The organism is Bifidobacterium avesanii, assembly GCF_009299475.1.
Taxonomy (GTDB): domain Bacteria; phylum Actinomycetota; class Actinomycetes; order Actinomycetales; family Bifidobacteriaceae; genus Bifidobacterium; species Bifidobacterium avesanii.
Window position 1 is genome coordinate 22,958 of record NZ_WBSN01000017.1, and the last position, 23,514, is coordinate 46,471.

Genomic DNA, 23,514 nt, shown 5'->3' on the forward strand with positions numbered 1-23,514 from the left:
GGCCGCGGCCGGCCGGTCAGGCCTTCTTCTTGGCCTCGTCCAGCCACTTCTGCCAGATCTGGTTGTTCTCCTCGATGCCCATCGGCGTGATGCCGTCGACGTAGGCCTTCCAGGAGGCGTCGTCCAGACCGCCGTTCTGCATCCAGTCGGCGGCCTTCGGCAGCGCGGTGGACAGGTAGGTGGCGGAGTTGTTGGACAGCGTGGTGGCGTCCTCGTCGCTCGGGACGATGGAGACCGGGAAGTAGTCGTCGCCCACGGCGGCGATCTGGTCCTTGTAGACCTCGTCGGTGGCGAGCAGGCGCTCGGTGCTGGCGTCGCCCTTGATGGTCCAGTCGTCGGAGATCCAGCCGGCGAAGCGGTCGGCGAAGGCCGGGTTCTTGTCATTGGCGGTCAGCTTGAAGAACTTGTCGCTCACGGTGTAGGTGTGGTCGCCGTTCTTGGTCACCCAGTCGCCGAGGGTGCCGTAGCGCTGCTGGACGGACAGGTCCTCGCCGTACATGGCGTTGATGAGCTTGATGATGGTGTCCATGTTCGGGGCGCCCGCGCGCACGGCCACGGCGTAGTCGTCGAACGCGCCCTCGTCCTGCGAGTGGTCGGCCACGGCGGTGACGCCGGGTGCGGAGGAGGGCCACGGGATGGCCTCGTACTGGTCCATGAGGCCGGTGCCGAAGGCGTCGGTGGTGTTGGTGATCGCGAGGCCCACGGTGGCGGTCTTGTTGTCGTCGGCGCCCTGCAGGGAGGCGTAGTACTTGGAGGATTCCTGGGTCAGGGAGTCCTTGGGGCTGTAGCCCTTCTCGATCATGGTGTGCAGGAACTCGACGACCTCGCGGAACTGGTCGGACACCAGGTAGTTCTTGACCGTGCCGTTGTCCACGTAGCCGCCGAAGCGCGACGGGCTGTTGTTGAACTGCGTGGAGATGCCGGTGGAGTTGAGGAACAGGAACGGGCTCCACCAGCCGACGTCGGTGGTGCTGATGTTGCGCATGGCGTACGGGATCTCGTCGGCCTTGCCGTTGCCGTTCGGATCCTGGGTCTTGAAGGCCTCCATGACCTTCAGGAGCTCGTCCCAGGTCTGCGGGACCTGGAGGCCCAGCTTGTCCAGCCAGGTCTTATTGATGAACAGGTGCTGGCCGGAGGCCTTGGAGATCTTGCCCTGGTAGCGCGGCAGGGTGTACATCTTGCCGTCCGGGGTGGTGACCATGGCCTTGGCGACGGGCTGCTGCGCGAAGAACGCCTGCACGTTCGGCATCTGGTCGAGGTGCTGGGAGAGGTCCTCGAAGAACGGGTACTTCTGGGCGTCGGACGGGTGGTAGGCGCGGATGGACAGGTCGGCCGGGTTGCCGCCGGTCAGGGTGGCGGCCTTCTGCTGGGTCCACTGGGAGTCCTGTACCTCGGACCACTCGATGGTGCAGCCGCAGGCCTCCTGCAGGCCGTTGATCCAGGTGCCCATGGTGGCGATCGACTGGTTGGAGGCGGACTGGAACATCACCTTCACCAGGGGCTTGCCGTCCTTGTCGAGCTGCTGCGCGGCCGCATCGCCGCTGCCTCCGCAGGCGGACAGCGCCATGGTCAGCGCGCTCACGCCGGCGATGGCGGTCACGGCCTTCTTCTTCAGGTCCTTTGTCATCGTTGTTCCTTTCTCGCATGTTCCTTCATGCACGGGATGCGTTGACCGACGTCGACGTCCTGTCCGCTTCGGCATCCCCGCCGCGGACTCGCTCCGTGGCGTTCACCTTGTTTTCAAGGTTAACGATAATGATCATAAAGCCGGAGGATACGGCCCCCACCGGGGTTTCGCTCCCAATCGTCAACAAAACATATCCATTTGTAAACTCCTCGCACCATACATTGTTATAGCGCTACAAACGTGTATTTTCAAAGGGTTTCCCCTTCATCAGCAAGCGCTTGCCGGCCCAACACTCCGGCGATTACGCCAAACGTCAAGTTAACGCTAATCTGCTTACCGAAGGTTACGCATACGGTTTGCTAACCCAACGGCGCAGCAGAACACCCATACAAGGAACCACCAATGAATCGCAATTCGGTAACGCTCAAGGACGTCGCCGCCGAAGCCGGGGTCTCGATGATGACCGTCTCCAAGGCGCTGCGGGACAAGCCCGGCGTCAGCGACGCGACCCGCGACATGATCCGCGACGTGGCCGCACGGCTCGGCTACGAGGGCAACACCTCGGCCTCCATCCTCAAGACCGGCCGCAGCAATATCGTGCAGGTCATCGTCAACGAATACGACATCCCGTTCTATTCGAGGCTCATCCAGTCGCTGTCCCGCGCCATCGCCGACAGGGGCATGATCCCGTTCCTCCAGCAGACCGGCTACTCCCCCGCGCAGGCCGAGTCGGCGCTGACCAACACCCGGATCGCCGGCGCGCTGGCCGACGGCGTGATCATCCACGCCTCGAGCCTCACCGGCGAGCTGGTGAGCTCCATCCGCAAAGGCAAGCCGGCCGTGCTCATCGACTCGTGCGACGAGCATCCGCTGGTCTCCTCCATCACCTTTCCCAACGAGGAGGGCGCGCGGGCCGCGGTCCGGCACCTCGCCGACCGCGGATGCCGGCGCATCGGCATCGTCGGTCCGCCGTACATGGACAAGCTCGCGTTCATGAGCGACCCGACGCCGAGGAAACTGCGCCTGAGGGGCGCCAAGTCGGCGCTCATCGAGCTGGGCCTGCCGTACAACGAGTCGACGGTCATCCCCTTGAGGGGCATGTCCGAGGAATACGCACTGGAGTCCGGGCATCGGCTCGCGGACGACGGGCTGCGGTTCGACGGCCTGTTCTGTTTCAACGATTCCTCGGCCATCGGCCTGATCAGGGGGCTCGCCGACCGCGGCGTGCGCGTGCCGGAGGACGTGCGCGTGATCGGCTTCGACGGCGTGCGCGAGGGGGGATTCACCATCCCGTCCCTGACCACGATCACCGTGGACATGGACCAGCTCGCCCAGCTGGCGGTGATGACGCTCGCACGGCAGATCGAGCACACCGGCGACCCGTTGCCGCCCACCCGGACGATCGTGGGCTTCTCCCTCACGGAACGCGAATCCACCAGGTGACGGCCATGCCCGACGACCCCATGCTGACCGTCACCGTCACGCACGACGTGAAGCCGCCGCGCATCCTCTTCCGAGGAGCCGCGCGCGAGGAGGGCGTGACCCGCTCCTCGTGGGGACCGAACGTGCGTGACGACGTCTCGGTGCGCGTCGTGCTCTCCGGGCGGGGGGAGTTCATGCTCGACGGCGTGAACCACCACGTCCGCGCGGGTCAGGCCTTTGCCATCCCCAAGGACGTGCCGACCTTCTACCACACCGACTTCCACGCGCCGCAGCCGTGGAGCCTGTGCTGGGTGAACTTCGACGGCCCGGACGCGGGCGACGTGCTGCAGCGCTGCGGCTTCACCGTCCTCAAGCCGGTGCTCAACCTCGAGGACGTCACGCCGTTCGACGAGATCGTGGGGCACATGCTCGCCTACTCGGACCGCTCCTACTCCAACGGCATGATGCTGCAGGGCCTGCTGCTCGCGTTTCTGTCCACGCTCATCGGCTCGGTCACGTCCGTGGCCGAGGATCTGGACCCGCGCGACAACCGCTATCTGGACGCGGCGGTCAACTACATCCACGAGCACATCAACGAGCCGCTGCAGGTGGCCGACGTGGCCGCGGCGCTGTACATCAGCCGCGCCTACCTGTGCACGGTGTTCCAGACCAACCTCAAGATCACGCCGAAGATCTTCATCATGAAGGCCAAGATATTCCAGGCCGCCGAGGACATCAGGCACTCCCCCGTGCCGATCGCGCAGCTCGCCGAACGCTACGGCTACGCCACGCCGTTCGCGTTCTCCAAGAGCTTCAAGCGGATCATGGGCATGAGCCCGCGCGATTTCCGCGAGCGGTTCAGCGCCCCGGACGATCTGGTGGTGGAGCAGTACCGGCCGCCTACCGTTCGGCGCTCCCCCGCGTCTCGATTGTGAATCCGGCCGTTTCCGCGCGCGGCGGCAGCTGACCGCCCGGCGCCGTCCCAACCGCGGGTTTCGCGCGCGTGACGGGCGTGGACTCGATGCGCCCGACCAGCATGCCGAGGCACGCGTCCGCCACATCGCGCGGATCGACGCGCACGCTGGTCAGCCCGGGCGTGGTCCACGTCCCCTCGACCGAACCGTCGAAGCCGATCACCGCCACGTCGTCGGGCACGCGCACGCCGCCGTCCGTCAGCGCCTTGAGCACGCCGAGGGCAATCGGATCGTTGAGGCAGAACACGCCGTCGAACGCCCCGGGGTCGGCCCCGAGCCGTTCCGCGAGGCGCCTGCCCAGCGCGTATGCCTCGTCGCCGCGCCCCCAGCCGCACGGCAGCACGGTGTCCGGCGCGTAGGACAGGCCGAGTTCGTCGAGCGCGCGGGCGGCGCCCAGCAGTCGGCGCGAGGCCGAGTCGCCGGCGTTCCGCGCCAGGTCGTCCGGAGCCCGCCATGCGGCGCCGACCACGAGGATCCTGCGGCATCCGGCGGCGGCCAGATGCCGGACCGCCGCCGCGGAGCCGTCCTCGCACGGCGTGAACACGCAGTCCACGAGCCCCTCCATGCCGAAGCCGTCGAACGCCACGACGGGACGGACCGCGGCGAACGCCGTCATCTCCTCCGGGGCGATGCGCGGCCAGCAAACGACCATGCCGTCGCACACCTGCGCGCTGGCGCTGGCCAGCAGCGTCCGCTCATGGCCGGCGGAGTAGCGGGTCTGCTGCACGAGCGTCTGGTATCCGCGCCCGTAGGCGAGGTCGGAGACCTGCGCGGCCAGATCGGCGGGGAACCCGAGGTCGATGTCCGCCAGCGTCAGGCCGATCACGTGGGTGCGGCTGCGGGTCAGCTGGCGCGCGGCCAGATTGGGCTGGTAGCCGAGCTCGCGGGCGGCGGCCAGCACGCGGGCGGCCGTGGCGGGGCGCACGACGCTTTTGCCGTGCAGGGCGTTCGACGCGGTCATGCGCGACACGCCCGCCCGCGCCGCGACATCGTCAAGGGTGATCATGATGCCCATTATCGCAGGTCCGCCACGGTCGACCTCCGACGGCCGGCGCAACCGGAACCGGAGGCAATCAGATCAGGCCGGCCAGACCGTGGTCGCGGCCGTCGCGGGCGAAGACGGGGATCACGTCGAGGGGCGCGTCCGCGTGGATCGTGCGCCCGCCCGGGTATGCGCGGCCGTCGTGCAGGTTCGTCCACGTCACCGACCCGTCGCCGGGCAGGTACACGTCGCGCCCCTCCGCGCCCGCCTCGGTCACCGGGGCGACCAGCAGGTCGGGGCCGAACAGGTACTCGTCGGCCACGTTCGCCGCCGCCTCGTCGCCGGGGAACTCGTAGAACAGGCCGCGCACCAGCGGCTGGCCGTCCTCGTGGGCCCCGCGGAACAGCTCGCGCACGTACGGGCGCATGGCCTCGCGCAGACGGATGTACCTGACCATCACGCGCTCCACGTCCGGCCCGAAGCTCCACGGCTCGTTGTCGTTGCCGGTGTGCACGTGCGTCACCTCGTTGCCGCGCTTGTCCGTGATCTGCCGCGGGTTCGGGCCGCGGTCGCCGTGGTTGCGCATGACCGGGCAGAAGCACGCGAACTGGCACCAGCGCACGAACAGCTCCCTGAACTCGGGGGTGGTGATGTCGCCGCCCGCGAAGCCGCCCATGTCCGTGGTGAACCACGGGATGCCGGCCGCGCCCATGTGGATCGCGCAGGTGATCTGGGCCCTGAGGTCCTCGAACGTGGAGTGCACGTCGCCCGACCATACGAGCGTGCCGTAGCGCTGGGAGCCGGCCCACGCGGCGCGCGAGAGGTTCACGGCGTCGTTCTCGCGCCCGATCGAGACCTGGCCGTCGTAGAACGTCTTGTTGTACAGGGACGGGTACACGTTGCCGACCTTGCCGACCGGCCCGATGTGGAACAGGTAGTGCGTGTAGTCGTAGTCGCCGCCCCACTCCGGCTCGGCCTCGTCCAGCCAGAAGGCGTCCACGCCCAAGTCGGTGTAGTTGCGCTTGATCTTCGCCCACACCCATGCGCGGGCCTCGGGGTTCGTGGCGTCGAAGAACTGGCTGTCGCGGGGCCACCACATGCCCACGTCCTTGCCGGTGCGGGTTTTGGCGAGGAAGTTGCGCCGGCGCATCTCGTCGTAGTTCTCGGACTTGAGGTCGACCTGCGGCCACACGGAGACCATGAGCCTGATGCCGAGGGAGTGCAGCTCGTCGGTCATGGCCTTCACGTCGGGCCAGAACTCCTCGTCGAATCGGAAGTCGCCCATGAGCGGCCAGTGGAAGAAGTCGATCACGATCACGTCGATCGGAATGTTGCGGCGCTTGAACTCGCGGGCCACGCCGAGCAGCTGCTCCTGATTCCAGTAGCGCAGCTTGCACTGCCAGAAGCCCATGCCCCACTCGGGCATCACGGGCGCGTGGCCGGTCGCGTCCGCGTACTGGCGTTCGATCTGGGCGGGGGTGTCCCCGGCGGTGATCCAGTAGTCGATCTGGTCGCTGAAGTCGGATTGCCAGCGGGTTTCGTTGAGGCCGAAGGTGACCTGCCCCACGGACGGGTTGTGCCACAGGAACCCGTAGCCCTTCGAGGAGACCACGAACGGCACGGACACCTGCGAGTTGCGGTGGGCGAGTTCGAGCGTGGAGCCCTTGAGGTCCAGCACGGGCTGCTGGTACTCGCCCATGCCGTACAGATGCTCGCCGGCCGGGGGCTCGAAGCTCGCCACGGGGGCCTCGCCGCCGGACGGCAGCGGATGATGGTCGCGGGCGCGCAGACGCAGGGCGCCGCCGTCCGTGGATTCGCGCAGCAGCACCTCGCCGCGGGCGTTGAGGAACGTGATGCGCATGCGGTCCTTGTTCCAGCCGTACACGTCGAGGCGCGCGGCGATCCCCCCGTTGGAGATGACGGCGAAGACGGCGTCGTGGTCGATGGACACGGAGGGTTTCGCGGCGGGACGGCCATCCCCGCCGTTCGCCTTGTCCGCGTTGTTCGCGGCGACCTCGTCACGGGGCAGCAGGGCCCAATCGGCGTCCAGCGGACGCTCCATGAGTCGGGCGCGCACGCGCAGGCTGTTGGCGCCCCACGCCTCGACGCGGACGTACTCCCCCGCCGTGGTCCATTCGATTGCCATGCCGTCCGGATCCGCCCGGAAGACCTGCGCGGCGATGTCCCCGCCCGCGGCCTCGGCGCCCGCGCTTTCCACGCTCACGTCATTGGATGTCTGGCTTTGTGTCTGCTGGACCATGTCGCTCCTTTGCCCTGTTGGTGTCCCTGGCCTGACAGGGCTTTATTGTAGCGCTATAATTATAGCGTTACAATTTCGGCGTGGCGCGGAACGCCCCTCATGTTCCCGGTGTGGAACCTTCACGATAAAAGGTTCGGGGATGGTCCGGCGTGCTTCCCGGACCCTCCCCGAACCATTCCCGGGCCCACCAGCGTCGGCCCCGCGCGGGACCCGGATGCTACAGCCGCGTGACCAGATACAGCCGGGACGCGAAGTCACGTCCGCCGAGGTCGGTGTCGTTGATGCCGATGTGCATGAGCTCGGCGCCGGAGCGAACGAACGACCGGTCCTCCTCCGTCCGGCCTTCGTCCCCGGCATTCCCGGCGTTCCCGGCATTGGCACCTGGCCAGTCCCACGCGCTCGGGTCCACCGTCCGCACGCGGTACAGCGCCTCCGGCTCCAGTCCGCGCAGGCGAAGCCGCGTGTTCGGCCGGTTCGGCTGGCACAGGATCGCATAGTCGGCCACCAGCGCCTCGGAGCCGTCCATGGCGACGACCATCCATGCGGCGGACCGGCGGTCGGGCGCGAACGGCGAGCGCAGGCGGTGGAAGTCGCCCCAATGCACGAGCGGCCCGAAGCGCTTGAAGAACGCGACCTGCGAGCGGATCGCCTCCAGATCCTCCGCGGACGCGCGGGTCAGATCCATCTCGTAGCCGAACGTGCCGAACAGGGCCACGTTCGCGCGCGTGTTCAACGGCTCCGAACGGCCGGTCTGGTGGTTCGGCGTGATGGACACGTGCGCGCCCATGGCCTCGACCGGGTACACGTAGCTCGTGCCCCACTGGATGCCGAGACGCTCCACGGCGTCGGTGTCGTCGCTGGTCCAGATCTGCGGCGAATACGCGAGGATGCCCAGGTCGAAGCGCGCGCCGCCGGACGCGCAGCCCTCGATGATGAGCTCCGGGAATGCGGCGAGCAGGCGCTCATACAGGTCGTAGACCCCCAGAATGTACCGGTGCATCACCTCGCCCTGCCGCTCGGCGCCGCGCGTGGCGTCGTACGCCTCGGTGACGAAGCGGTTCATGTCCCACTTGACGTACGCCACGTTCGCGCCGGCGAGCAGCGCGTGCAGCCGGTCGAAAATGTGGTCCACCACGGCCGGGTTCGCGAAGTTGAGCACGTACTGATGGCGGTAGACGGACCGGTCGCGCCCCGGGGTGGAGAGCACCCAGTCGGGATGCGCCTCGAACAGGTCGGACGCCTCGTTGATCATCTCCGGCTCGAACCACAGGCCGAACTTCATGCCCAGATCGTTGATCTTCCGCGCGATGCCGGCGATGCCGTCCGGCAGGCGGTCCGGGTTGGGCGTCCAGTCGCCGAGCCCCGCGCTGTCCGACGTGCGCGCGTGGCCGCCGCGGCCGAACCAGCCGTCGTCGAGCACGAACAGCTCGATGCCGGCGCGTTTGGCCGTGCGGGCGAGCTCCAGCAGCCGGTCCTCGGTGAAGTCGAAGTACGTGGCCTCCCAGTTGTTGATGAGCACCGGGCGTTCGCGGTGCCGCCACGGCTCGCGGGCCAGCCGGTCGCGCACCGTGTTGTGGAAGGCGTGGCTCAGCGCGTTGAGGCCGTGGTCGGAGTAGGCGAGCAGGGCCTCGGGCGCCTGGAACGCCTCGCCCGGTTCAAGCCGCCAGCGGAAGTTGAAGTCGTTGATGCCGAGCTGGATGCGCGTGGCGTCGAAGGTGTCCACTTCGGCGTGCAGGTCGAAGTTGCCGGAATAGACGAACGCGACGCCGAACGCCTCGCCCTAGTCCTCGTCCGCGTGCGGCCGGGCGAACACGGCCGTGGGGTTGGCGAACGGGCCGCTCGCGCCCCTCAGGGACCCGACGCCCTGCACGCCGGGGTGCAGCGGCTGGGTGAACGGCCGGCGTTCGCGCGCCCACGCGCCCATGAACTCGGTCATGGTCCAGTCGCGGTCGGGCAGGTCGAGGCTCAGGCTCATGATCCGCTCGAGGTCCAGCGGGCCGTCGCCGTCGTTGCGCGCCACCGCGCTGCGGGCGATCACCGGCTCGTCGCGGAAGATGGTGTAGGCGAGCGTGACCGTCAGTCCGGTCAGGTCGTCGCGCAGGTCCACGAACAGGGTCCGCGCGGCGTCCTCGTCGCCGTCATCCACGCGCGTGGCGGGCAGCCCGGCGAGCCGCGGCTTGCCGGCCTCGATCCGGTAGCCGGCGTACTTCAAGTCCGTCAGGCGCGAACCGTTCGGCTGCGCGACGGAGACGGCGGGAAGCCGGAAGTCGCCGCGTCCGTATTCGGGGAACTCCTGGCGCAGGAACTCCACGTAGCGGCTGTCGCCGTCCTGCCGCACGGTGGCGAGCACGCGGAAGCGGTCCTCGAGCAGATAGCCGAAGTCGCCGCGGTCCGGCATGGGCGCGCCGGTGTGCAGGTTGACGAGCTTGCCGGCCGCCACGGCGAGGATCATGCTCACCTTGCCGTTGGTCAGGTGGAATTGCGGGCACGCCGGCGATTCCGGCTCGCGCACGGTGATGAGGTCGTTCATGACGCTTCTCGCTTTCGTTGGTCGCATTCCGTCGTCGTCAGCGCGGATCGAGCGCGAACCAGACCACGCCGTGCGCCGGCACGGTGGCCTTGACCACGCGATCGGCGCCCTCGTCCTCGACGCGAAGATCGGCACCGCCCCACAGGTCCGTGACCGTCCACGGCTCGTTACGCGCCCCGATCCCGACCACGCTCTGAAGCGCCAGCTCGCACTCGCGCGGCTCGTCGCCGGTCCAGAACAGAGCCGCGTAATGCCCTCCCGCATGCGCGGAAGCGGTGCCGTCCGCCCAGTCGGCGGCGTCGGCCTTCCACACGATGTAGTCGCCCAGATAGCTGTCGTCCTCCCACCAGTGGCGTCGGATCGGCTCGCGGACGATTTCGCCGTTGTTCGCGCTGCCGGCGGTCACCTCGCGCAGAACGGGGTTGGCGAGCAGCCGCATGGTTTCGCGGTCGCTGGTCGGCAGGTCGCCGCCGACCATGAGCGGCGAGCGTCCCATGCACCACAGGGTGAGGATGGTTCGCTGCTCGTCGTAGGTGAGTTTGCTCTGGCGGTCGTCGCCGCGCTCGGCCCGCAGGCCGATGTGCCCGAGCGGCAGCATGTCGGCGTCGGCCCAGTGCCCGTTGGTCTGCAGCGGCGCCCAGCGGGCGAGGCGTGCGAACTGGGCCTCGACGTCGCTCCACTTGTCCCACAGGTCGTCGGAGATGCGCCACAGTTCGGCGTTGCCGCGCAGGAAGTCCACATGCGTGGTGGGCACCCAGCCGCCCGGGGACAAGGAGAGGACCATCGGGCGGCCGTGCTTGCGCTCGGCCTTCTCGATGGCCTTGTGGTAGGCGTGGATCTCCTCGGAGTAGAACGGCGTCTGCATGTCGTCCACCTTGAGGTAGTCGACGCCCCACTGCGCGAACTGGTCGAGCTGCGCGTCGTACCAGGCCTGCGCGCCGGGATGGGACTGATCAAGGCCGTAGTTGTCCGGGTTCCAGCGGCACACGTGCTTCAGGTCCGCGACCTGACGGGCGGTGTAGTCGGTGCCGTACACGGGAAGGTCCTTCTCCACGGCGATGCGCGGAATGCCCCGCATCACGTGGATGCCGAACTTGAGGCCGAGCTCGTGAACGGCCGCGGCGAGCGGGCCGAAGCCCCTGCCGCCGGCCGCGGACGGGAAACGCACCGGGTCGGGCATCTGCCGGCCGTACGCGTCGAGCACGAGCGGCGCGTTCTCGTTGTAGCCGTGCGCGCGGGCGGTCGGGTCGTACCAGGCGATGTCCACCACGAGGGTGTCCCAGCCGGCCGGCTTGAGTTCGGCGGCCATGGCGCGCGCATTGGCGAGCACCTCGTCCTCGGTGACGGTGGTGCCGTACGAATCCCAGCTGTTCCAGCCCATCGGCGGACGCCATGCCTTGGGCGCGGAAGTATGTGCGACGGGGTTGCGGGAAGCCGTCATAATATTCCCCCTTGAATGGAATGCAATCACGGATGTTCGGGCGAACATCGTCATATAAAGGTTAGTTTAACGTTGTACCTGCTCTAACACGCCACGCACTCCACGGCGGCGGCCGCATATTTTCGATTCATGTGGTGGTTTTTCGCGATCATCCGGAATATCGCCGACGGAAAACCGCCGAACGGCGTGATCGCCATCTCCGGACTTCCCCGGAAACCACCACACGAATCGAAAATGCGAACCTGCGCTACTTGACTTTCTTGATCATGAAGAACAGGCAGGCGCCGAGCAGCGCGATGACGAACGCCGCCGGGAAGACCGCGCGGTAGGAGCCGAACACGGTGATGATGCCGCCGGCGATGGCCGTGCCGATGATCTGCGAGAGCGTGTTGGCGAAGTTGATGATGCCGAGGTCCTTGCCGGCCGTCTCCTTGTTCGGCAGCACGGCGAGGTTCAGCGCGCCGTCGACCGAGTTGTACACGCCGTTGGCGATGCCGGAGATGATGCCGAACACGTACATGGCCCACGCGTACGGAAAGAAGAACGGGAAGACCGCGGCGATGCCGATGAAGATCACGGAGATGGCGACCGGGGCCTTGAGGCGGCCGAACTTGTCCGCGAGCGGACCCGCGATGATGCCGAAGATGATGCCGGTGATCAGGGAGATGGTCGTCATGGTGGACATGGCGAGCTTGGTGGCGTTGATGTCCAGGTGGATGTAGTCGGTGAAGATGTACAGCTGGTACAGGCCCACGCAGGTGCCGCCGATGACCATGAGCAGCTTGCCGCCGAGCGCCAGATAGTAGTCGCGCGCGCCGTGGATGGGCAGGAAGAAGTGGCTGAGCAGGGAGCCGGAGTCGAACTTCATACGAGGCTCGTCGAGGTTGGACTTCTCGTTCATGAGCAGGACGTGGCCCAGACCGAGCACCAGCGAGATGCCGGCGAGCACGTACATGCCGAGCTGCGGACGGTCGAGGAACTGCGAGGCGATGATGGTGATGACCTGGCAGCAGGTCCAGCCCACGCCCCAGCACATGGAGGCGGTGCCGCGCCAGCGCGGTGCGATGCGGTCGGACTGCTGGGCCACCATGGAGGCGGCGACCGCGTTCTCGGCGATGGCGACGAGCACCCATCCGCCGATGATCGCGGGGATGGAGCCGGCGTTGGCGATGAACACGAACAGCAGCGCCTGGATGATCAGGCCGCCGACGATGTACGGCTTGCGCTTGCCCCAGCGGGTGCGGGTCACGTCGGACAGGGCGCCGAACACGAAGTTGGCGATCAGGCCCGCGAGCGAGACGAAGGACGACAGCAGCGCGACCGCGGCGACCTTGCCGGCCGGGTCGATGTCGCTGAAGATCTGCGGGGTGAGGACGTTGCGGCCGCCGCCCACCGGACCCATCCACGTCAGCGGACCCAGAAACAGGCCCGCGCACAGAACGTACGGCAGCTTCGGCTGCTGCTCGTTGGTGACGCTGGACTTGGATTCAGATTCGGATTCGGCGGCCATCGCCTCGTCCTGTTCCAGCTCGTCCGCCTCGGCGGACACGGTTTGGTTGGTCATGTGTTCCCTCCTGGTATGCGGTTAAGTTAACGTTAACCCACAGGAGAAAATAGCACGACCAAAGACGCAAAAAGCCGAAGAACACGATAAATGTGAATCGATTCATAATTTTCCGCGGCAAACGGGGACAACATCGAACCGGCGGGCCGGCAAGCCAAACCCGACATTCCCTTACCCGCCGTTCATCTTGCTCACGAACTCGTTACACGTCGTTAGCCGTTCTTTACGCCGGGCCGCTAGACTGCAATGCGGAACTACAAACGAGCCGGCGAACAGCCGAGGAAACGAGGATTAGGACCATGGCGCAGACGAAGACCGTCACCCCGCTGGAGCATCTGGTGAAGGTGCTGGAACTCGGCGAGCCGTCCCAATACCGCAGCCACACGTACATCAACGGCGAGAGCCTGTACTTCCCCACCGGCCGCGTGTACGGCGGTCAGGTGATCGCGCAGAGCGTCATCGCCGCCGCCAAGACCGTGCCGTCGGGCCGTCTGCCGCACTCCATCCACGGCTATTTCATCGCCGCGGGCGACATCCATCAGGACGTGCTGTTCGACGTGGAGACCCTGCGCGACGGCCGTTCGTTCTCCGCGCGCCGCGTCAACGCCACGCAGTCGGAGGGCGCGATCCTCACCGCCATCGCCAGCTTCCAGGCCAAGGGCCAGACCGGCGTGGAGTTCGCCGACCCGATGCCCGCCGACGTGCCGGACCCCGAGTCGCTCAAAAGCGCGAAGGACCTCATGACGCCGTTCGCTGACAAGTCGCCGTTCGCCAACTACTACGCCAAGCAGTCGCCGTTCGACATCCGCCACGTCACCTCCACGGTGATGCTCGGTTCCGACAAGACCGCCGCCGACCCGGAGCACCGCTCCGGCAAGCAGATGGTGTGGATGCGCACGGACGGCACGGTGGACGTGTCGCAGACCATGAACCGCGCGATTCTGGCGCTCGGCTGCGATCAGATCATGATGGAACCGATCGTGCGCCGCGCCGGCCTGAGCTTCATGACGCAGGGCATCTCGTACGCCACGATCGACCACTCCATGTGGTGGTACCGCGACATCGACGTGAGCGAGTGGCACCTCTACGTGCAGGACACGCCCACCGCCGCGCACGGGCGGGGGCTGGCCACCGCGAAGGTGTATTCGCGCGACGGCGAGCTCGTGGCCGCCATGGCGCAGGAGGCCATGGTTCGCGTGCCGAACCCGCCGAAGGAGTGAGAGCGGCGAGGCGATTCCGCCCAAGGACCCGCCATACGCAATCAGGCTCCCCGTTCGGGGAGCCTGATTTGTTGTTGTGCCGGATTCATGGTTCGCAGCCGGATGATCGTCCGCGCGCCGCCGGCCCGTTATCCGCCCGCTATTTGCGTTCCGGCCGCGAGGCGACCGATTCGGCCGGGGCCGGGGATGCGGCGGCCAGCTTGCGCTGGCGCTCGGCGGCCTTGGCCTTGGGATGCTCGGGGCCCTCGTTCGGGGGCAGCTGGCAGAACCACTCCCCCACGATGCCCACCGCCAAATCGGCGATGCACACCACGGCGCTCACGCCGCACTCCACCATCGCATTGGCGTAGAAGGGCGCGTCCGCGTGGCCGAGGCTCACGAGCAGCTGGCCCGCATACCAGCCGAGCAGCGCGGCGGCGGCGAGCCCCAGCGCCTTGGAGAGCACGAGCGCGTACACGGAGACGGCCGGGTTGAGGTACTTGCGCTTGCCCTTGACGTACTGTCGCACCTGCCAGGCCATGGCGAACACCACCACGCCGAGGATGCCCAGCACGATCGGCACGATCCACGGCGCGCCGACCACGGCCAGGTCGTTGGCCTCGCCGATCAGCGCGACGCCGCCGCCGAAGACCAGTCCGAGCACGATGCCCACGGCGTAGTGCCACCACGGCGTGCGGCGGGCGCTCATACGCCTCCCCCGAGGATCCAGTTCGCGGACAGCGCGCCCACGCGTGGTGCGTCGTTGGCCATGGCGAGCAGGAAGGAGACCGGCTCCTTGCCGATGTGCGCGTCCTCGTCGAGGTCGAGCAACGGCGAGAGGATGGCGGCCCGCTGCATGGCGGACGGCCACGGGATAGTGAGCTCGGGGTCGTCGCTGGTGACGCCCTCGTAGTCCACGATGTCCAGATCGAGACGCCCGTCGTGCCCGGATTCGATGGTCTGGAGCGCGCCGAGCAGCGCCTTGGGGCCGAGCTTGGCGCTCACGGTCGCCACGGCGGTGAACGCGTCGGGACCGTCGAAGTTGGTGACGCTGTACAGCGGCGAGATGCCGGTGATCTCCACGCCGGGGATGCCGTCGAGCGTGACCACGGCCTCACGGAACATGCGCTCGGCGCGGGGGTCCGTGCTTTCCATGGAGATGATGGCCTTGCGCGGCGTGGCCGGCGTGTCGTCGGCGGAGCCGGACGCGCCCGCACCGGGGGCCGAGGCGTCCAGCGGCGTGCCGTCCGGGGTGGTCAGCTCCACATCCGCGTCGGCCACGAGCGCCGCGAATCCGTCGGCGCCGTGCACGACCACGTCCACGTGCGCGCCGGACGCGAGCTTGGCGGCGAGGGCCGCGGGCACGGTCAGCGTGACCCGCGCGCGCAGCCCTCCCTCGTCCGCGGAATCGACTGCATGGTCCGTCATGGATGAGCTCACTGGTTGGCCCCCGCGTTGGAACCCGTGGCGATGCCGGCCGAGCGCTTGAGGTCCTCGGGGATCGGGACCGGCGGCTGGTCGGAGTCGGGGCGGCGGTCGTTCGACAGCCAGGTCTCGCGCACCGGCGCCTTCTTGAGGTTGGCGAAGATGGCGGCGAGCTCCTTCTCGTTGAGGGTCTCCTTGACGAGAAGCTGGCGCACGAGCTCGTCGAGCACGTCGCGGTTCTCGTTGATAATGTTCCACGCCTCGGTGTGCGCGGTCTCCACGAGCTTCAGGACCTCCTCGTCGATGATCTCGGCGGTGCGGTCGGAGTACTTGCGCGGCGCGAGGCCGTCCATCACCGTGGTCTGGTCATCGTCGTCGGCCCACTTGATGGCGCCGAGCTTGGACGAGAAGCCGTACTCCACGACCATCGTGCGGGCGATCTTGGTGGCCTTCTCGATGTCGTTGGAGGCGCCGGTGGTCGGGTCGTGGAAGACGATCTCCTCCGCGGTGCGGCCGCCCATGGCGTAGGCCATCTGGTCGAGCAGCTCGTTGCGCGACTGCGAATAGCGGTCGGACGTGGGCATGACGGCCGTGTAGCCGAGCGCGCGGCCTCGCGGCAGGATGGTGACCTTGGTGACCGGGTCCGTGTTGTGCAGCGCAGCGGCGACGAGCGCATGGCCGCCCTCGTGGTACGCGGTGTTGCGCAGCTCCTCGAGGGCCATGCCCTTGGACTTGCGGCGCGGGCCGGCCTGCACGCGGTCGATGGCCTCGTCGATGGCGCGGTTATCGATGAGCTGGGCTCCGGCGCGGGCGCACAGCAGCGCGGCCTCGTTGAGCACGTTGGCCAGATCGGCGCCGGTGAAGCCCGGCGTGCGCACGGCCACGGTGTGCAGGTCCACGTCCGGCACGAACGGCTTGCCCTTGGCGTGCACCTTGAGGATCGCCTCACGGCCCTCGAGGTCCGGGGCGGCCACGCCCACCTGGCGGTCGAAGCGGCCGGGGCGCAGCAGGGCCGGGTCGAGCACGTCGGGGCGGTTCGTCGCGGCGATGATGATGAGGTTGGTGTCGTTGTCGAAGCCGTCCATCTCCACGAGCAGCTGGTTCAGGGTCTGCTCGCGCTCGTCGTGGCCGCCGCCCATGCCGGAGCCGCGCTTGCGGCCCACGGCGTCGATCTCGTCGATGAAGATGATGGCCGGGGCGTTCTTCTTCGCCTCGTCGAACAGGTCGCGCACGCGGGAGGCGCCGAGGCCCACGAACATCTCCACGAAGTCGGAGCCCGCCATGGCGTAGAACGGCACGCCCGCCTCGCCGGCGATGGCGCGCGCGAGCAGCGTCTTGCCGGTGCCGGGGGGACCGTACAGCAGCACGCCGCGCGGGATGCGGGCGCCGAGGGCCTTGTACTTGGCCGGGTCCTTGAGGAAGTCCTTGATCTCCTCGACCTCCTGCAGCGCCTCGTCCTCGCCGGCCACGTCCGCGAACTTGGTCTTGGGCGTCTGGCCCTCGAGCAGCTTGCCGTTGTTCTTCTTGCCGCCGAAGCCGAACATGCCGGACGCGCCCTGCATGCGGCTCATGAGGAACCAGAACAGGCCGAAGAAGATGATGAACGGCAGGATGGAGGTGACCAGATAGCTCAGCATGCTGGTCTGCTGCATGTTGGACGTCCAGCCCTTGGTGAGGTTGGCGTCCTGGATGGTCTGCGAGATCTGCGCGCCCTGCGCGAACGTGTAGTAGAACTGCACGTCCTTGCCGTAGTTCTTCACGCGCCCGGTGGTCGGGTCGGTCTTGGTGAAGTCGCTCTTGAGCTCGAGCCGCACCTTCTGCGTGTTGTCGGTGATCTGCGCGTAGGTGGCCTGCCCGTTCTGGATGAGCGCGAGGCCGTCCTTGGTGTCGATGGTCTGCGTGCCGCTCATCTGGAACATGGAGAACGCGCTCATGGCGAGCAGCACCACCACCACGATCCACAGCCACGGCGACTGCCAGAACGGCTTCTTGCCGTTCTGCTGGCCGTTCCCGTTGCTCCCGCGGTTCGGGTTGGTGAACGGGTTGCCGTTGTTGGGGCCGTTATTGCCGGGCCCCTGCGGCCCTTGGGGGAAACTCATGCCTCATCTCCTTGGTATACGCTCGGCTTGAGCACGGCGATCGAATCGAGGTTGCGGTACCGCTCGTCGTAGTCCAAGCCGAATCCGACGACGAATTCGTCGGGGATTTCAAATCCCTTGTACTTCACGTCCACTTCCACTTCGCGCCTCGCCGGCTTCTCCAGCAGCGCGAAGATCTCAACGCTGGCCGCCCCGCGGCGCTTGAGCTCCTCCACCAGCCATGCGAGGGTGCGGCCGGAATCCACAATATCCTCGGCGATGAGGATGTGCCGACCGCGAACATCCGTGGACAGGTCCTGGCGCACGGTGATGGTGCCGCTGGACTCGGTGCCGGAGCCGTAGCTCGACAGACTCATGAAGTCCATCTGCACGGGGATGCTCAGCGCCTGCGTGAACGCGACGACCGTGTTCACGGCGCCCTTAAGCACGGCGATGACCAGCGGGTCCTTGTCCCGGTAGTCGTCGCTCACGCGTGCGGCGATGTCCTTGATTTTGGCTTCGATCTGTTCCTTGGAGACCAGTTCATGGTCGATGTCGTCTTGAATGTCAGCGATTCGCATGCCGTCTATCTTCGCACACTTCAATGACGTGACCCTTACGGCTTGCTGAGCATTGGCTGGGAAGGGCCAGCGGACGCTGTCCGTGCCAGTCGGTGACGAGCCGGTCGACGGCCTCGACGTGCGTTGCGGCGACGGGGATGGCGAGCGCGCGCAGGGCCCGGACGATCACGCGGCGGCGCAGCGCGGGGTGTTCGGCCGCAAGCGCGGCGGCGTCGAGGCGCGCGACAGAACGCTCCTCCTCCCGCACGACGGTCAGCGCGCGTTCGGCGAGTTCGGCGGCCCGCCCGTCCAGATAGTCGGCGTCCAGACGGGCGCTCGCGGCGCCGGCGGCGAGACGCGCGGACGGGTCGGCGCCCCAGCAGCGGGCCATGGCGGGCACCAGATCGTGGCGGATGCGCGAGCGCAGCGGGTATGAGCCGTCCAATGATTGTCCGGCCGGCACGGCGTCGCCGTTGGTCGGGTCGTCCCACCAGTCGAGCCCCAGTTCGCGGCAGATCGCGGTGGTCTGCGCGCGGGTCACGTCCAGCCACGGCCGCGCGAACCGCACCGCCGTGCCGGGCGTCCCGGAGCCGAACTCCACTGCACCGAACTTCCCGGTGCCGAACTCCACTGCGCCGCCGTCTGTTCCCGTCATGCGCACGGTCGTCTCCGGCATGCCCACGATCGCGTCCAGTCCCCCGCTGCGCGCCAGCCCGATGAGCACGGTCTCCGCCTGGTCGTCGCGTGTGTGGGCCAGCAGCACCAGCGCGGCGCCCCGCTCCGCGGCCAGCTCGCACAGTGCCGCGTACCGGGCGTCGCGCGCCGCGGCCTCCGCGCCGTCGCCCCGGCCGAGCGGCACATGCACGCGGCGCACGTCCACCGGGCGGAGCCCAAGCGCGCGGCAGCGGTCGGCCGTCTCGGCCGCGACCGCCGCGGAACCGGGCTGCATGCCGTGGTCGACGATCGCCGCGCCGCAGCGCAGGCCGAGCATGCCGCACACCGTCCTCGCCACGGCCGCGAGGGCCATGGAGTCGCGCCCGCCCGAGCAGGCGGCGAGCACGAGCGGGGCGTCGGCCGCGGGCTCGTGCTCGCCGTGTTCGGCGAACCGCGCCGACTGGCGTTCGAGCCCGTGCCGGCCCAGGCATGCGCGCAGGTCGCCGATGGCCTTGCGCAGCGCCGTGGAATATGCCATTGCGAATCTCCTGCCGTGTTGTGGGTGCCGTTCGCGCCGCCGGCCGCTACAGGTTCACCAGACCGGAGACGAGCTTGTCGATCGCTTCGTTGGCGGCGTACGTGTCCTGCGAGTTGTTCACGATCACCGCGAAGTACAGCATGCCGCCCTTGACGCGCGAGATGTTGCCGGCCATGGACCGCACGCCCGTCAGGCTTCCGGTCTTGAGGCGCACCAGACCCTTGGCGTCGGACGTGAACGAGCGGGTGCGCGCGGTGCCGGTCAGCCCGCTCACGGGCAGCCCCTCGTTCGCGGCGGCGGAGGACGGGGACGCCATGATGGCCTCCTGCACGTGGATGAGCGTGTTCGCGGCGAGCTGCGAGCCCGGCGACAGGCCGGAGCAGTCGGCCATGTGCAGCCCGTCGAGCGGGACGTCGGCCTGTTCGAGCTGGGCGCGCACGGCGGACGCGGCGCCGGCCGGGGAGTTCTCCGCCCCGGTCCTGAGCCCGACGAGGCGGCCGAACAGCTCGGCCTCGGTGTTGTCCGAGTTGCGCAGCATGTACGTCATGATCTCGCCCAGCGTGGCCGAATGCACGGTGGCGATCGGCGAGACGCCCTCGGGCGTGGCTCCGGAGACCGGTTCGCCGTCCACCGTGACGCCCTGTTCGCGCAGTCGCGCGGCGAACACGGAGGCCGCGTCGTGCGCGGTGGTGGTGGACATGGGCGGGTAGACGTGCCCGGAATCCGGGTCGGACGGCTTGGTCATGCCCGTCCAGTTGCGCCCGGAGTCCACGGCCATGGAGGAGACGTCCGTGGCGTAGCGGTGTTCGGCGTTGTTCTGCTCGATGCCGGGCGGCGTGCGGTCTGAGCCGAACAGGGAGTCGTCGTAGACGAGGCTCACGCGCGTGATGCCTCGTGCGCGCAGGGCGTCGGCGGTCTGCGCGGCCAGCGTGCCGAGTCCGGCGCGGCCGTTGACGTGGTCGAGGTCGCTCGCCCCCGTGCCGAGCAGCATGTTGCCCTCGCCGGTGAGCGTGACGGTGGCCTTCTGCGTGGCCGCGTCGTAGACGAGCCGCGTGGACGTGTCGAGCGTCGAGTCCATGTCGAGCGCGCGGGTGGCGGCGAACGCGGTGAGCGTCTTCATGGTGGAGGCGGGTTCGCGCACGGCCGAGCCGTTGCGGTCCACGATCGCGTTGCCCTGCGCGTCGGCCACGATGAGCGAATAGTCGGCGCCCACGCCCTGCGAGGCGGCGAACGCGTCGGCGAGCGCGTTGACGGCGTTGGCGTCCACGGCCGGCCCCTCCTCCAGCGCCCGCACGAGCTGCCCGGAGGCGTAGGAGCCGCGCGGGTCGTCGAACGTGCGGACGGCGACGGGGTGGATGGTCAGCGGGCCGGGGATCACGTCCACGAGGTCGCCGGCGATCGCTCCGGCGCACAGGACGATCGTCGCGCCCACGCTCGCGCCGACCGTCCACGGCCGGCGATGGCGTCTGGTATGCCGTGAGGTCACCGGCCATCATCTCCCTCTATCCGCGGGTTCCGCCTACTTCTGCAGGCTTGCGAACCCGTCCAACGTGTGGAGCACGCTCAGCGAGCGCGCATCCAACAGCTTACCGCCCAGCCACGTCCCGAGCGCCAGCGCGGCCAGACCGTTGGCCAGCGCGACCGGCCCGATCAGCCAGAAGCGCCCGTCCGCGAGCGCGCCCGTGAAGCCCAGCACGGCCACGATCACGCCGCCGGGCAGGAACAGGAGCGGGGTGCCGAGCATCTGCACGAGCGGGAAGAAGCCCTGCGCCATCGCGCGCCCCTGCGGCGAGGAGAACGGCTTGTCGATCGACGGCACCGGGTACATGAGGACCACGGAGACCACCTCCGCCATGCCGAGCGCCGCGTAGGCGAGGCCCAGCGAGCCGAGCGTGAAGGTCAGGCCGACCGCCAGTCCCGTGCCGCCGCGCCAGTCGCCGGTGAACGCGAGGATGGCGGCGGCGAGGACCAGCAGGTACGCGGTGGCGATCCCGGCGAGCAGGCGGACGCGGCCCCGGCGGTCGTCGAAGCCGCTCGCGCCGGCGATCACCTCCATGGCGTAGCCGCGGCCGTCGTAGGAGAGCCCGTTGCCCTCGGCGATGAACATGAACCAGCCGCTCATGAGCAGGCCGGTCCAGACGATGTCGTTCATGCCGTGCGCCTGAATTGCCATGAGCGCCACGAAGAGGATCGGCATGGCGAACAGCACGGTCTGGCGGGGGTCGCGCTTCAGGTACGTGAACAGGCGCGCGCAGACCGCCCCGGACGGCGAGTCCGCAGTGTGGCCGAACGCGCCGAGCCCCTTGACGGTGACGGTCTGCGCGGCGGCGCCCACGGTGAGGCGGTCGCGGCGCAGGCAGGCCGTGACGCCCAGGAAGCACAGCGCGACGGTGGCGGCGATGATCGCGACGCGCGCGGCGAGGGCTCCCCACGCGCCGGTCATGACGTCGAACGGCAGCTGGAAGGCCGCTCCGAACGGGGTCCACGCGAAGACGGCGGCCGTGCCGGACAGGGATCCGAATTCGATGTCCGCGACGCCGTGCACGCCGTACGCGGGCGAGCCGACCATGTTGGTCGCGCCGATCGTGCCGTTGGCCACGAGGCTCGGAATCTGGCAGATGAGCACGAAGCCGAGCACCGCGATGATGTAGAACGCGTTGCGGCCGCGCGTGGAGCGCACCAGCGTGGTGGCCGCGGAGATCACCAGCTTGGACAGGCTCATGGCCGTGAGGATCGCCAGCGGGGCGGCCACGAGCTGCGCGATCACGGCGGCGGGGCCGAACGAGCGGAACGCCGCGGACCAGAGCAGCAGCGCGACCGTGCCCATGATCGACGGCAGGCCGGCCAGACCGGCGGCGAGCAGGCCGAGGCCCAGATCGCGGTCGGGGATGCCGTAGAGCGCGAACTTGGCGGGGCTCAGCGTGGAGCCCTGGCCCAAGTACAGGACCTGCACCATGATGACCGAGATCATGAGGAACCCGCCGGTCAGCACCGTGGCCGCGTGGAACTGGCCGGGATCGGCGCGGTGGGAGCCGAGGGCGAACGCAAGGGCGGCCACGAACGCCACGGCGCCGAGCCCCATGACGATGCCGATCACGTAGCCGACGGTCTGGGCGGAGGACTTGCGCATCGCCGCGATGGTGAGGGCCCAGCGCAGGCGCACGATGGTGGCGACGGCGCTCATCGCGCGTTCTCCGGGAACTGCGGGGGCTGCGCGGCTTGCGGCGGCTGCATGGGCTGCGGCGCTGGGGCGAATCCCGTCGGAGCGGTCGGCTCGGTCGGCCCGGTCGGCCCGGTGCCGGCGGCGGAACCGTCCGCCTCGCCGGCCCCGCCGTTGAGCCAGTCGATCCGGGCGGCGGCGTGGCGCCCGCCGACCAGCTGCATGAACCGGTCCTCGAGATCCTCGCCGGCCGCGACCTCGTCCACCGTGCCGGCCGCGCACACCTGCCCGTGGTTCACGATCGCCACATGCGTGCACATTCTCTCCACCAGCGCCATGACGTGCGAGGAGATGATCACCGTGCCGCCGGTGCGCGCGTATTCGAGCAGGATGTCCTTGAGGTTCGCGCTGGAGACCGGGTCCACGGACTCGAACGGCTCGTCGAGCACCAGAATGCGCGGGCTGTGGATCATCGCGGTGGCGAGGCAGATCTTCTTGGTCATGCCGGCCGAATAGTCGGTGACCATCTTGCCGGCCGCGTCCGTGAGGTCGAACGCGGAGAGGAGGTCGTTCGCGCGCCGGACCACCTCGTCGCGCCGCATGCCGCGCAGCATGCCGGCGTAGACGAGCAGCTGCAGGCCGGTCAGGCGGTCGAAGATCTGGTCGGGCTGCGGCATCACGCCGATCGCGCGCTTGGCGGCGTTCACGTCGCTCCACACGTCCCGGCCGAGGATCATCGCGCTGCCGGCGTCGGGGCGCAGCAGGCCGGTCAGCATGTTGAGCGTGGTGGTCTTGCCGGCGCCGTTCGGTCCGACGAGACCGTAGAACGAGCCGACCGGGATGTCCAGCGCGAGGCCGTCGACCGCAACCTTGCGGTCGAACACCTTGACGAGGCCGCGGATGGACACGGCGGCGGACGGATCGGGCGGGACGGGAACATACCCGACGGATGCGGGCTCGGTGTTGACTGTCATGATTCGAGCCTACCGGCGAACGCATGCGGCGCGCCGGAGCGGCACGGCGTTCACCGGATGTTCATGTGCCTATGCGCGGGACGGCCGGCCACTGTGTCCCAAAATGCCGCCATCTTGGGAAATGGG

General features: G+C 68.5%; 17 protein-coding genes and 1 pseudogene. 3 read left to right on the top strand and 15 right to left on the bottom strand.

Annotated elements, in window-relative coordinates; translation table 11 throughout:
* Positions 1 to 16: 16 nt before the first annotated feature.
* Positions 17 to 1,627, bottom strand: a complete 1,611-nt coding sequence (locus tag DSM100685_RS08465; protein ID WP_163201091.1) for a type 2 periplasmic-binding domain-containing protein — start codon at positions 1,625 to 1,627, stop codon at positions 17 to 19.
* 402 nt (positions 1,628 to 2,029) lie between these two features.
* Between DSM100685_RS08465 and DSM100685_RS08470 the strand changes: the two genes are divergently transcribed.
* Together DSM100685_RS08470 and DSM100685_RS08475 are read left to right on the top strand one after the other, a co-directional pair.
* Positions 2,030 to 3,070 (top strand): LacI family DNA-binding transcriptional regulator, encoded by a 1,041-nt coding sequence (locus DSM100685_RS08470; protein WP_152350912.1) that lies wholly within the window; start codon positions 2,030 to 2,032, stop codon positions 3,068 to 3,070.
* Positions 3,071 to 3,075: 5 nt separating this feature from the next.
* Positions 3,076 to 3,984, top strand: a complete 909-nt coding sequence (locus DSM100685_RS08475; protein ID WP_152350913.1) for an AraC family transcriptional regulator — start codon at positions 3,076 to 3,078, stop codon at positions 3,982 to 3,984.
* On the opposite strand, the gene DSM100685_RS08480 is transcribed toward DSM100685_RS08475, so the two are convergent.
* The 6 genes and pseudogenes from DSM100685_RS08480 to DSM100685_RS08500 form a co-directional block, all read right to left on the bottom strand.
* The gene (locus DSM100685_RS08480; protein ID WP_152350914.1) at positions 3,950 to 5,029 is read right to left on the bottom strand and encodes a LacI family DNA-binding transcriptional regulator; all 1,080 of its coding nucleotides are present in this window, start codon (positions 5,027 to 5,029) and stop codon (positions 3,950 to 3,952) included. The genes DSM100685_RS08475 and DSM100685_RS08480 overlap by 35 nt on opposite strands.
* 67 nt (positions 5,030 to 5,096) lie before the next feature.
* Entirely contained in the window at positions 5,097 to 7,265 is a 2,169-nt protein-coding gene (locus DSM100685_RS08485; protein WP_239512724.1) for a glycoside hydrolase family 31 protein, read from the bottom strand.
* Between the two features lie 217 nt (positions 7,266 to 7,482).
* Positions 7,483 to 7,803, bottom strand: a complete 321-nt coding sequence (locus tag DSM100685_RS10980; RefSeq protein WP_275576236.1) for a GH36 C-terminal domain-containing protein — start codon at positions 7,801 to 7,803, stop codon at positions 7,483 to 7,485.
* 66 nt (positions 7,804 to 7,869) lie between these two features.
* Positions 7,870 to 9,822: pseudogene (locus DSM100685_RS08490) on the bottom strand (alpha-galactosidase); the annotation flags it as partial.
* Positions 9,823 to 9,832: 10 nt separating this feature from the next.
* Positions 9,833 to 11,176, bottom strand: a complete 1,344-nt coding sequence (locus DSM100685_RS08495) for a glycoside hydrolase family 27 protein (protein WP_152350938.1) — start codon at positions 11,174 to 11,176, stop codon at positions 9,833 to 9,835.
* Positions 11,177 to 11,483: 307 nt separating this feature from the next.
* Positions 11,484 to 12,800, bottom strand: a complete 1,317-nt coding sequence (locus DSM100685_RS08500) for an MFS transporter (RefSeq protein ID WP_152350915.1) — start codon at positions 12,798 to 12,800, stop codon at positions 11,484 to 11,486.
* Between the two features lie 299 nt (positions 12,801 to 13,099).
* Between DSM100685_RS08500 and DSM100685_RS08505 the strand changes: the two genes are divergently transcribed.
* On the top strand, positions 13,100 to 14,020 hold the full coding sequence (locus DSM100685_RS08505; RefSeq protein WP_152350916.1) for an acyl-CoA thioesterase: 921 nt from the start codon (positions 13,100 to 13,102) through the stop codon (positions 14,018 to 14,020).
* Positions 14,021 to 14,159: 139 nt separating this feature from the next.
* Here DSM100685_RS08505 and DSM100685_RS08510 read toward each other — a convergent pair whose 3' ends face one another.
* From DSM100685_RS08510 to DSM100685_RS08545, 8 genes are read right to left on the bottom strand one after another with little or no spacing between them, the layout of a single operon-like run.
* Entirely contained in the window at positions 14,160 to 14,708 is a 549-nt protein-coding gene (locus DSM100685_RS08510) for a DUF3180 domain-containing protein (RefSeq protein WP_152350917.1), read from the bottom strand.
* The gene (locus tag DSM100685_RS08515) at positions 14,705 to 15,427 is read right to left on the bottom strand and encodes a 2-amino-4-hydroxy-6-hydroxymethyldihydropteridine diphosphokinase (protein WP_152350918.1); all 723 of its coding nucleotides are present in this window, start codon (positions 15,425 to 15,427) and stop codon (positions 14,705 to 14,707) included. The genes DSM100685_RS08510 and DSM100685_RS08515 overlap by 4 nt, the downstream gene beginning before the upstream one ends.
* A gap of 8 nt (positions 15,428 to 15,435) precedes the next feature.
* Positions 15,436 to 17,523, bottom strand: coding sequence for an ATP-dependent zinc metalloprotease FtsH (gene ftsH / locus DSM100685_RS08520; RefSeq protein ID WP_152350919.1), 2,088 nt, complete (start codon positions 17,521 to 17,523; stop codon positions 15,436 to 15,438).
* Positions 17,520 to 18,083: a hypoxanthine phosphoribosyltransferase gene (gene hpt, locus DSM100685_RS08525; RefSeq protein WP_152350920.1), complete on the bottom strand. Its 564-nt coding sequence runs from the start codon at positions 18,081 to 18,083 to the stop codon at positions 17,520 to 17,522. Before hpt ends, ftsH begins: the two co-directional genes overlap by 4 nt.
* Positions 18,070 to 19,254, bottom strand: a complete 1,185-nt coding sequence (gene tilS / locus DSM100685_RS08530; RefSeq protein WP_152350921.1) for a tRNA lysidine(34) synthetase TilS — start codon at positions 19,252 to 19,254, stop codon at positions 18,070 to 18,072. Before tilS ends, hpt begins: the two co-directional genes overlap by 14 nt.
* Before the next feature lie 46 nt (positions 19,255 to 19,300).
* On the bottom strand, positions 19,301 to 20,740 hold the full coding sequence (gene dacB, locus DSM100685_RS08535; protein ID WP_152350922.1) for a D-alanyl-D-alanine carboxypeptidase/D-alanyl-D-alanine endopeptidase: 1,440 nt from the start codon (positions 20,738 to 20,740) through the stop codon (positions 19,301 to 19,303).
* Positions 20,741 to 20,773: 33 nt separating this feature from the next.
* Positions 20,774 to 22,438, bottom strand: coding sequence for an ABC transporter permease (locus DSM100685_RS08540; RefSeq protein WP_152350923.1), 1,665 nt, complete (start codon positions 22,436 to 22,438; stop codon positions 20,774 to 20,776).
* Positions 22,435 to 23,388 carry an ABC transporter ATP-binding protein gene (locus tag DSM100685_RS08545; protein WP_152350924.1) on the bottom strand — a complete coding sequence of 318 codons (954 nt, stop codon included), beginning with the start codon at positions 23,386 to 23,388 and terminating at the stop codon, positions 22,435 to 22,437. Before DSM100685_RS08545 ends, DSM100685_RS08540 begins: the two co-directional genes overlap by 4 nt.
* Between the last annotated feature and the right edge of the window lie 126 nt (positions 23,389 to 23,514).

Coding starts and splice junctions, on each gene's coding strand:
- DSM100685_RS08545 (WP_152350924.1), bottom strand. CDS start 23,388: ATGACAGTCAACACCGAGCCCGCATCCGTCGGGTATGTTCCCGTCCCG.
- ftsH (WP_152350919.1), bottom strand. CDS start 17,523: ATGAGTTTCCCCCAAGGGCCGCAGGGGCCCGGCAATAACGGCCCCAAC.
- DSM100685_RS08465 (WP_163201091.1), bottom strand. CDS start 1,627: ATGACAAAGGACCTGAAGAAGAAGGCCGTGACCGCCATCGCCGGCGTG.
- DSM100685_RS08495 (WP_152350938.1), bottom strand. CDS start 11,176: ATGGGCTGGAACAGCTGGGATTCGTACGGCACCACCGTCACCGAGGAC.
- tilS (WP_152350921.1), bottom strand. CDS start 19,254: ATGGCATATTCCACGGCGCTGCGCAAGGCCATCGGCGACCTGCGCGCA.
- DSM100685_RS08510 (WP_152350917.1), bottom strand. CDS start 14,708: ATGAGCGCCCGCCGCACGCCGTGGTGGCACTACGCCGTGGGCATCGTG.
- DSM100685_RS08485 (WP_239512724.1), bottom strand. CDS start 7,265: ATGGTCCAGCAGACACAAAGCCAGACATCCAATGACGTGAGCGTGGAA.
- DSM100685_RS10980 (WP_275576236.1), bottom strand. CDS start 7,803: ATGGTCGTCGCCATGGACGGCTCCGAGGCGCTGGTGGCCGACTATGCG.
- DSM100685_RS08515 (WP_152350918.1), bottom strand. CDS start 15,427: ATGACGGACCATGCAGTCGATTCCGCGGACGAGGGAGGGCTGCGCGCG.
- DSM100685_RS08480 (WP_152350914.1), bottom strand. CDS start 5,029: ATGATCACCCTTGACGATGTCGCGGCGCGGGCGGGCGTGTCGCGCATG.
- DSM100685_RS08540 (WP_152350923.1), bottom strand. CDS start 22,438: ATGAGCGCCGTCGCCACCATCGTGCGCCTGCGCTGGGCCCTCACCATC.
- DSM100685_RS08500 (WP_152350915.1), bottom strand. CDS start 12,800: ATGACCAACCAAACCGTGTCCGCCGAGGCGGACGAGCTGGAACAGGAC.
- hpt (WP_152350920.1), bottom strand. CDS start 18,083: ATGCGAATCGCTGACATTCAAGACGACATCGACCATGAACTGGTCTCC.
- DSM100685_RS08475 (WP_152350913.1), top strand. CDS start 3,076: ATGCCCGACGACCCCATGCTGACCGTCACCGTCACGCACGACGTGAAG.
- DSM100685_RS08505 (WP_152350916.1), top strand. CDS start 13,100: ATGGCGCAGACGAAGACCGTCACCCCGCTGGAGCATCTGGTGAAGGTG.
- DSM100685_RS08470 (WP_152350912.1), top strand. CDS start 2,030: ATGAATCGCAATTCGGTAACGCTCAAGGACGTCGCCGCCGAAGCCGGG.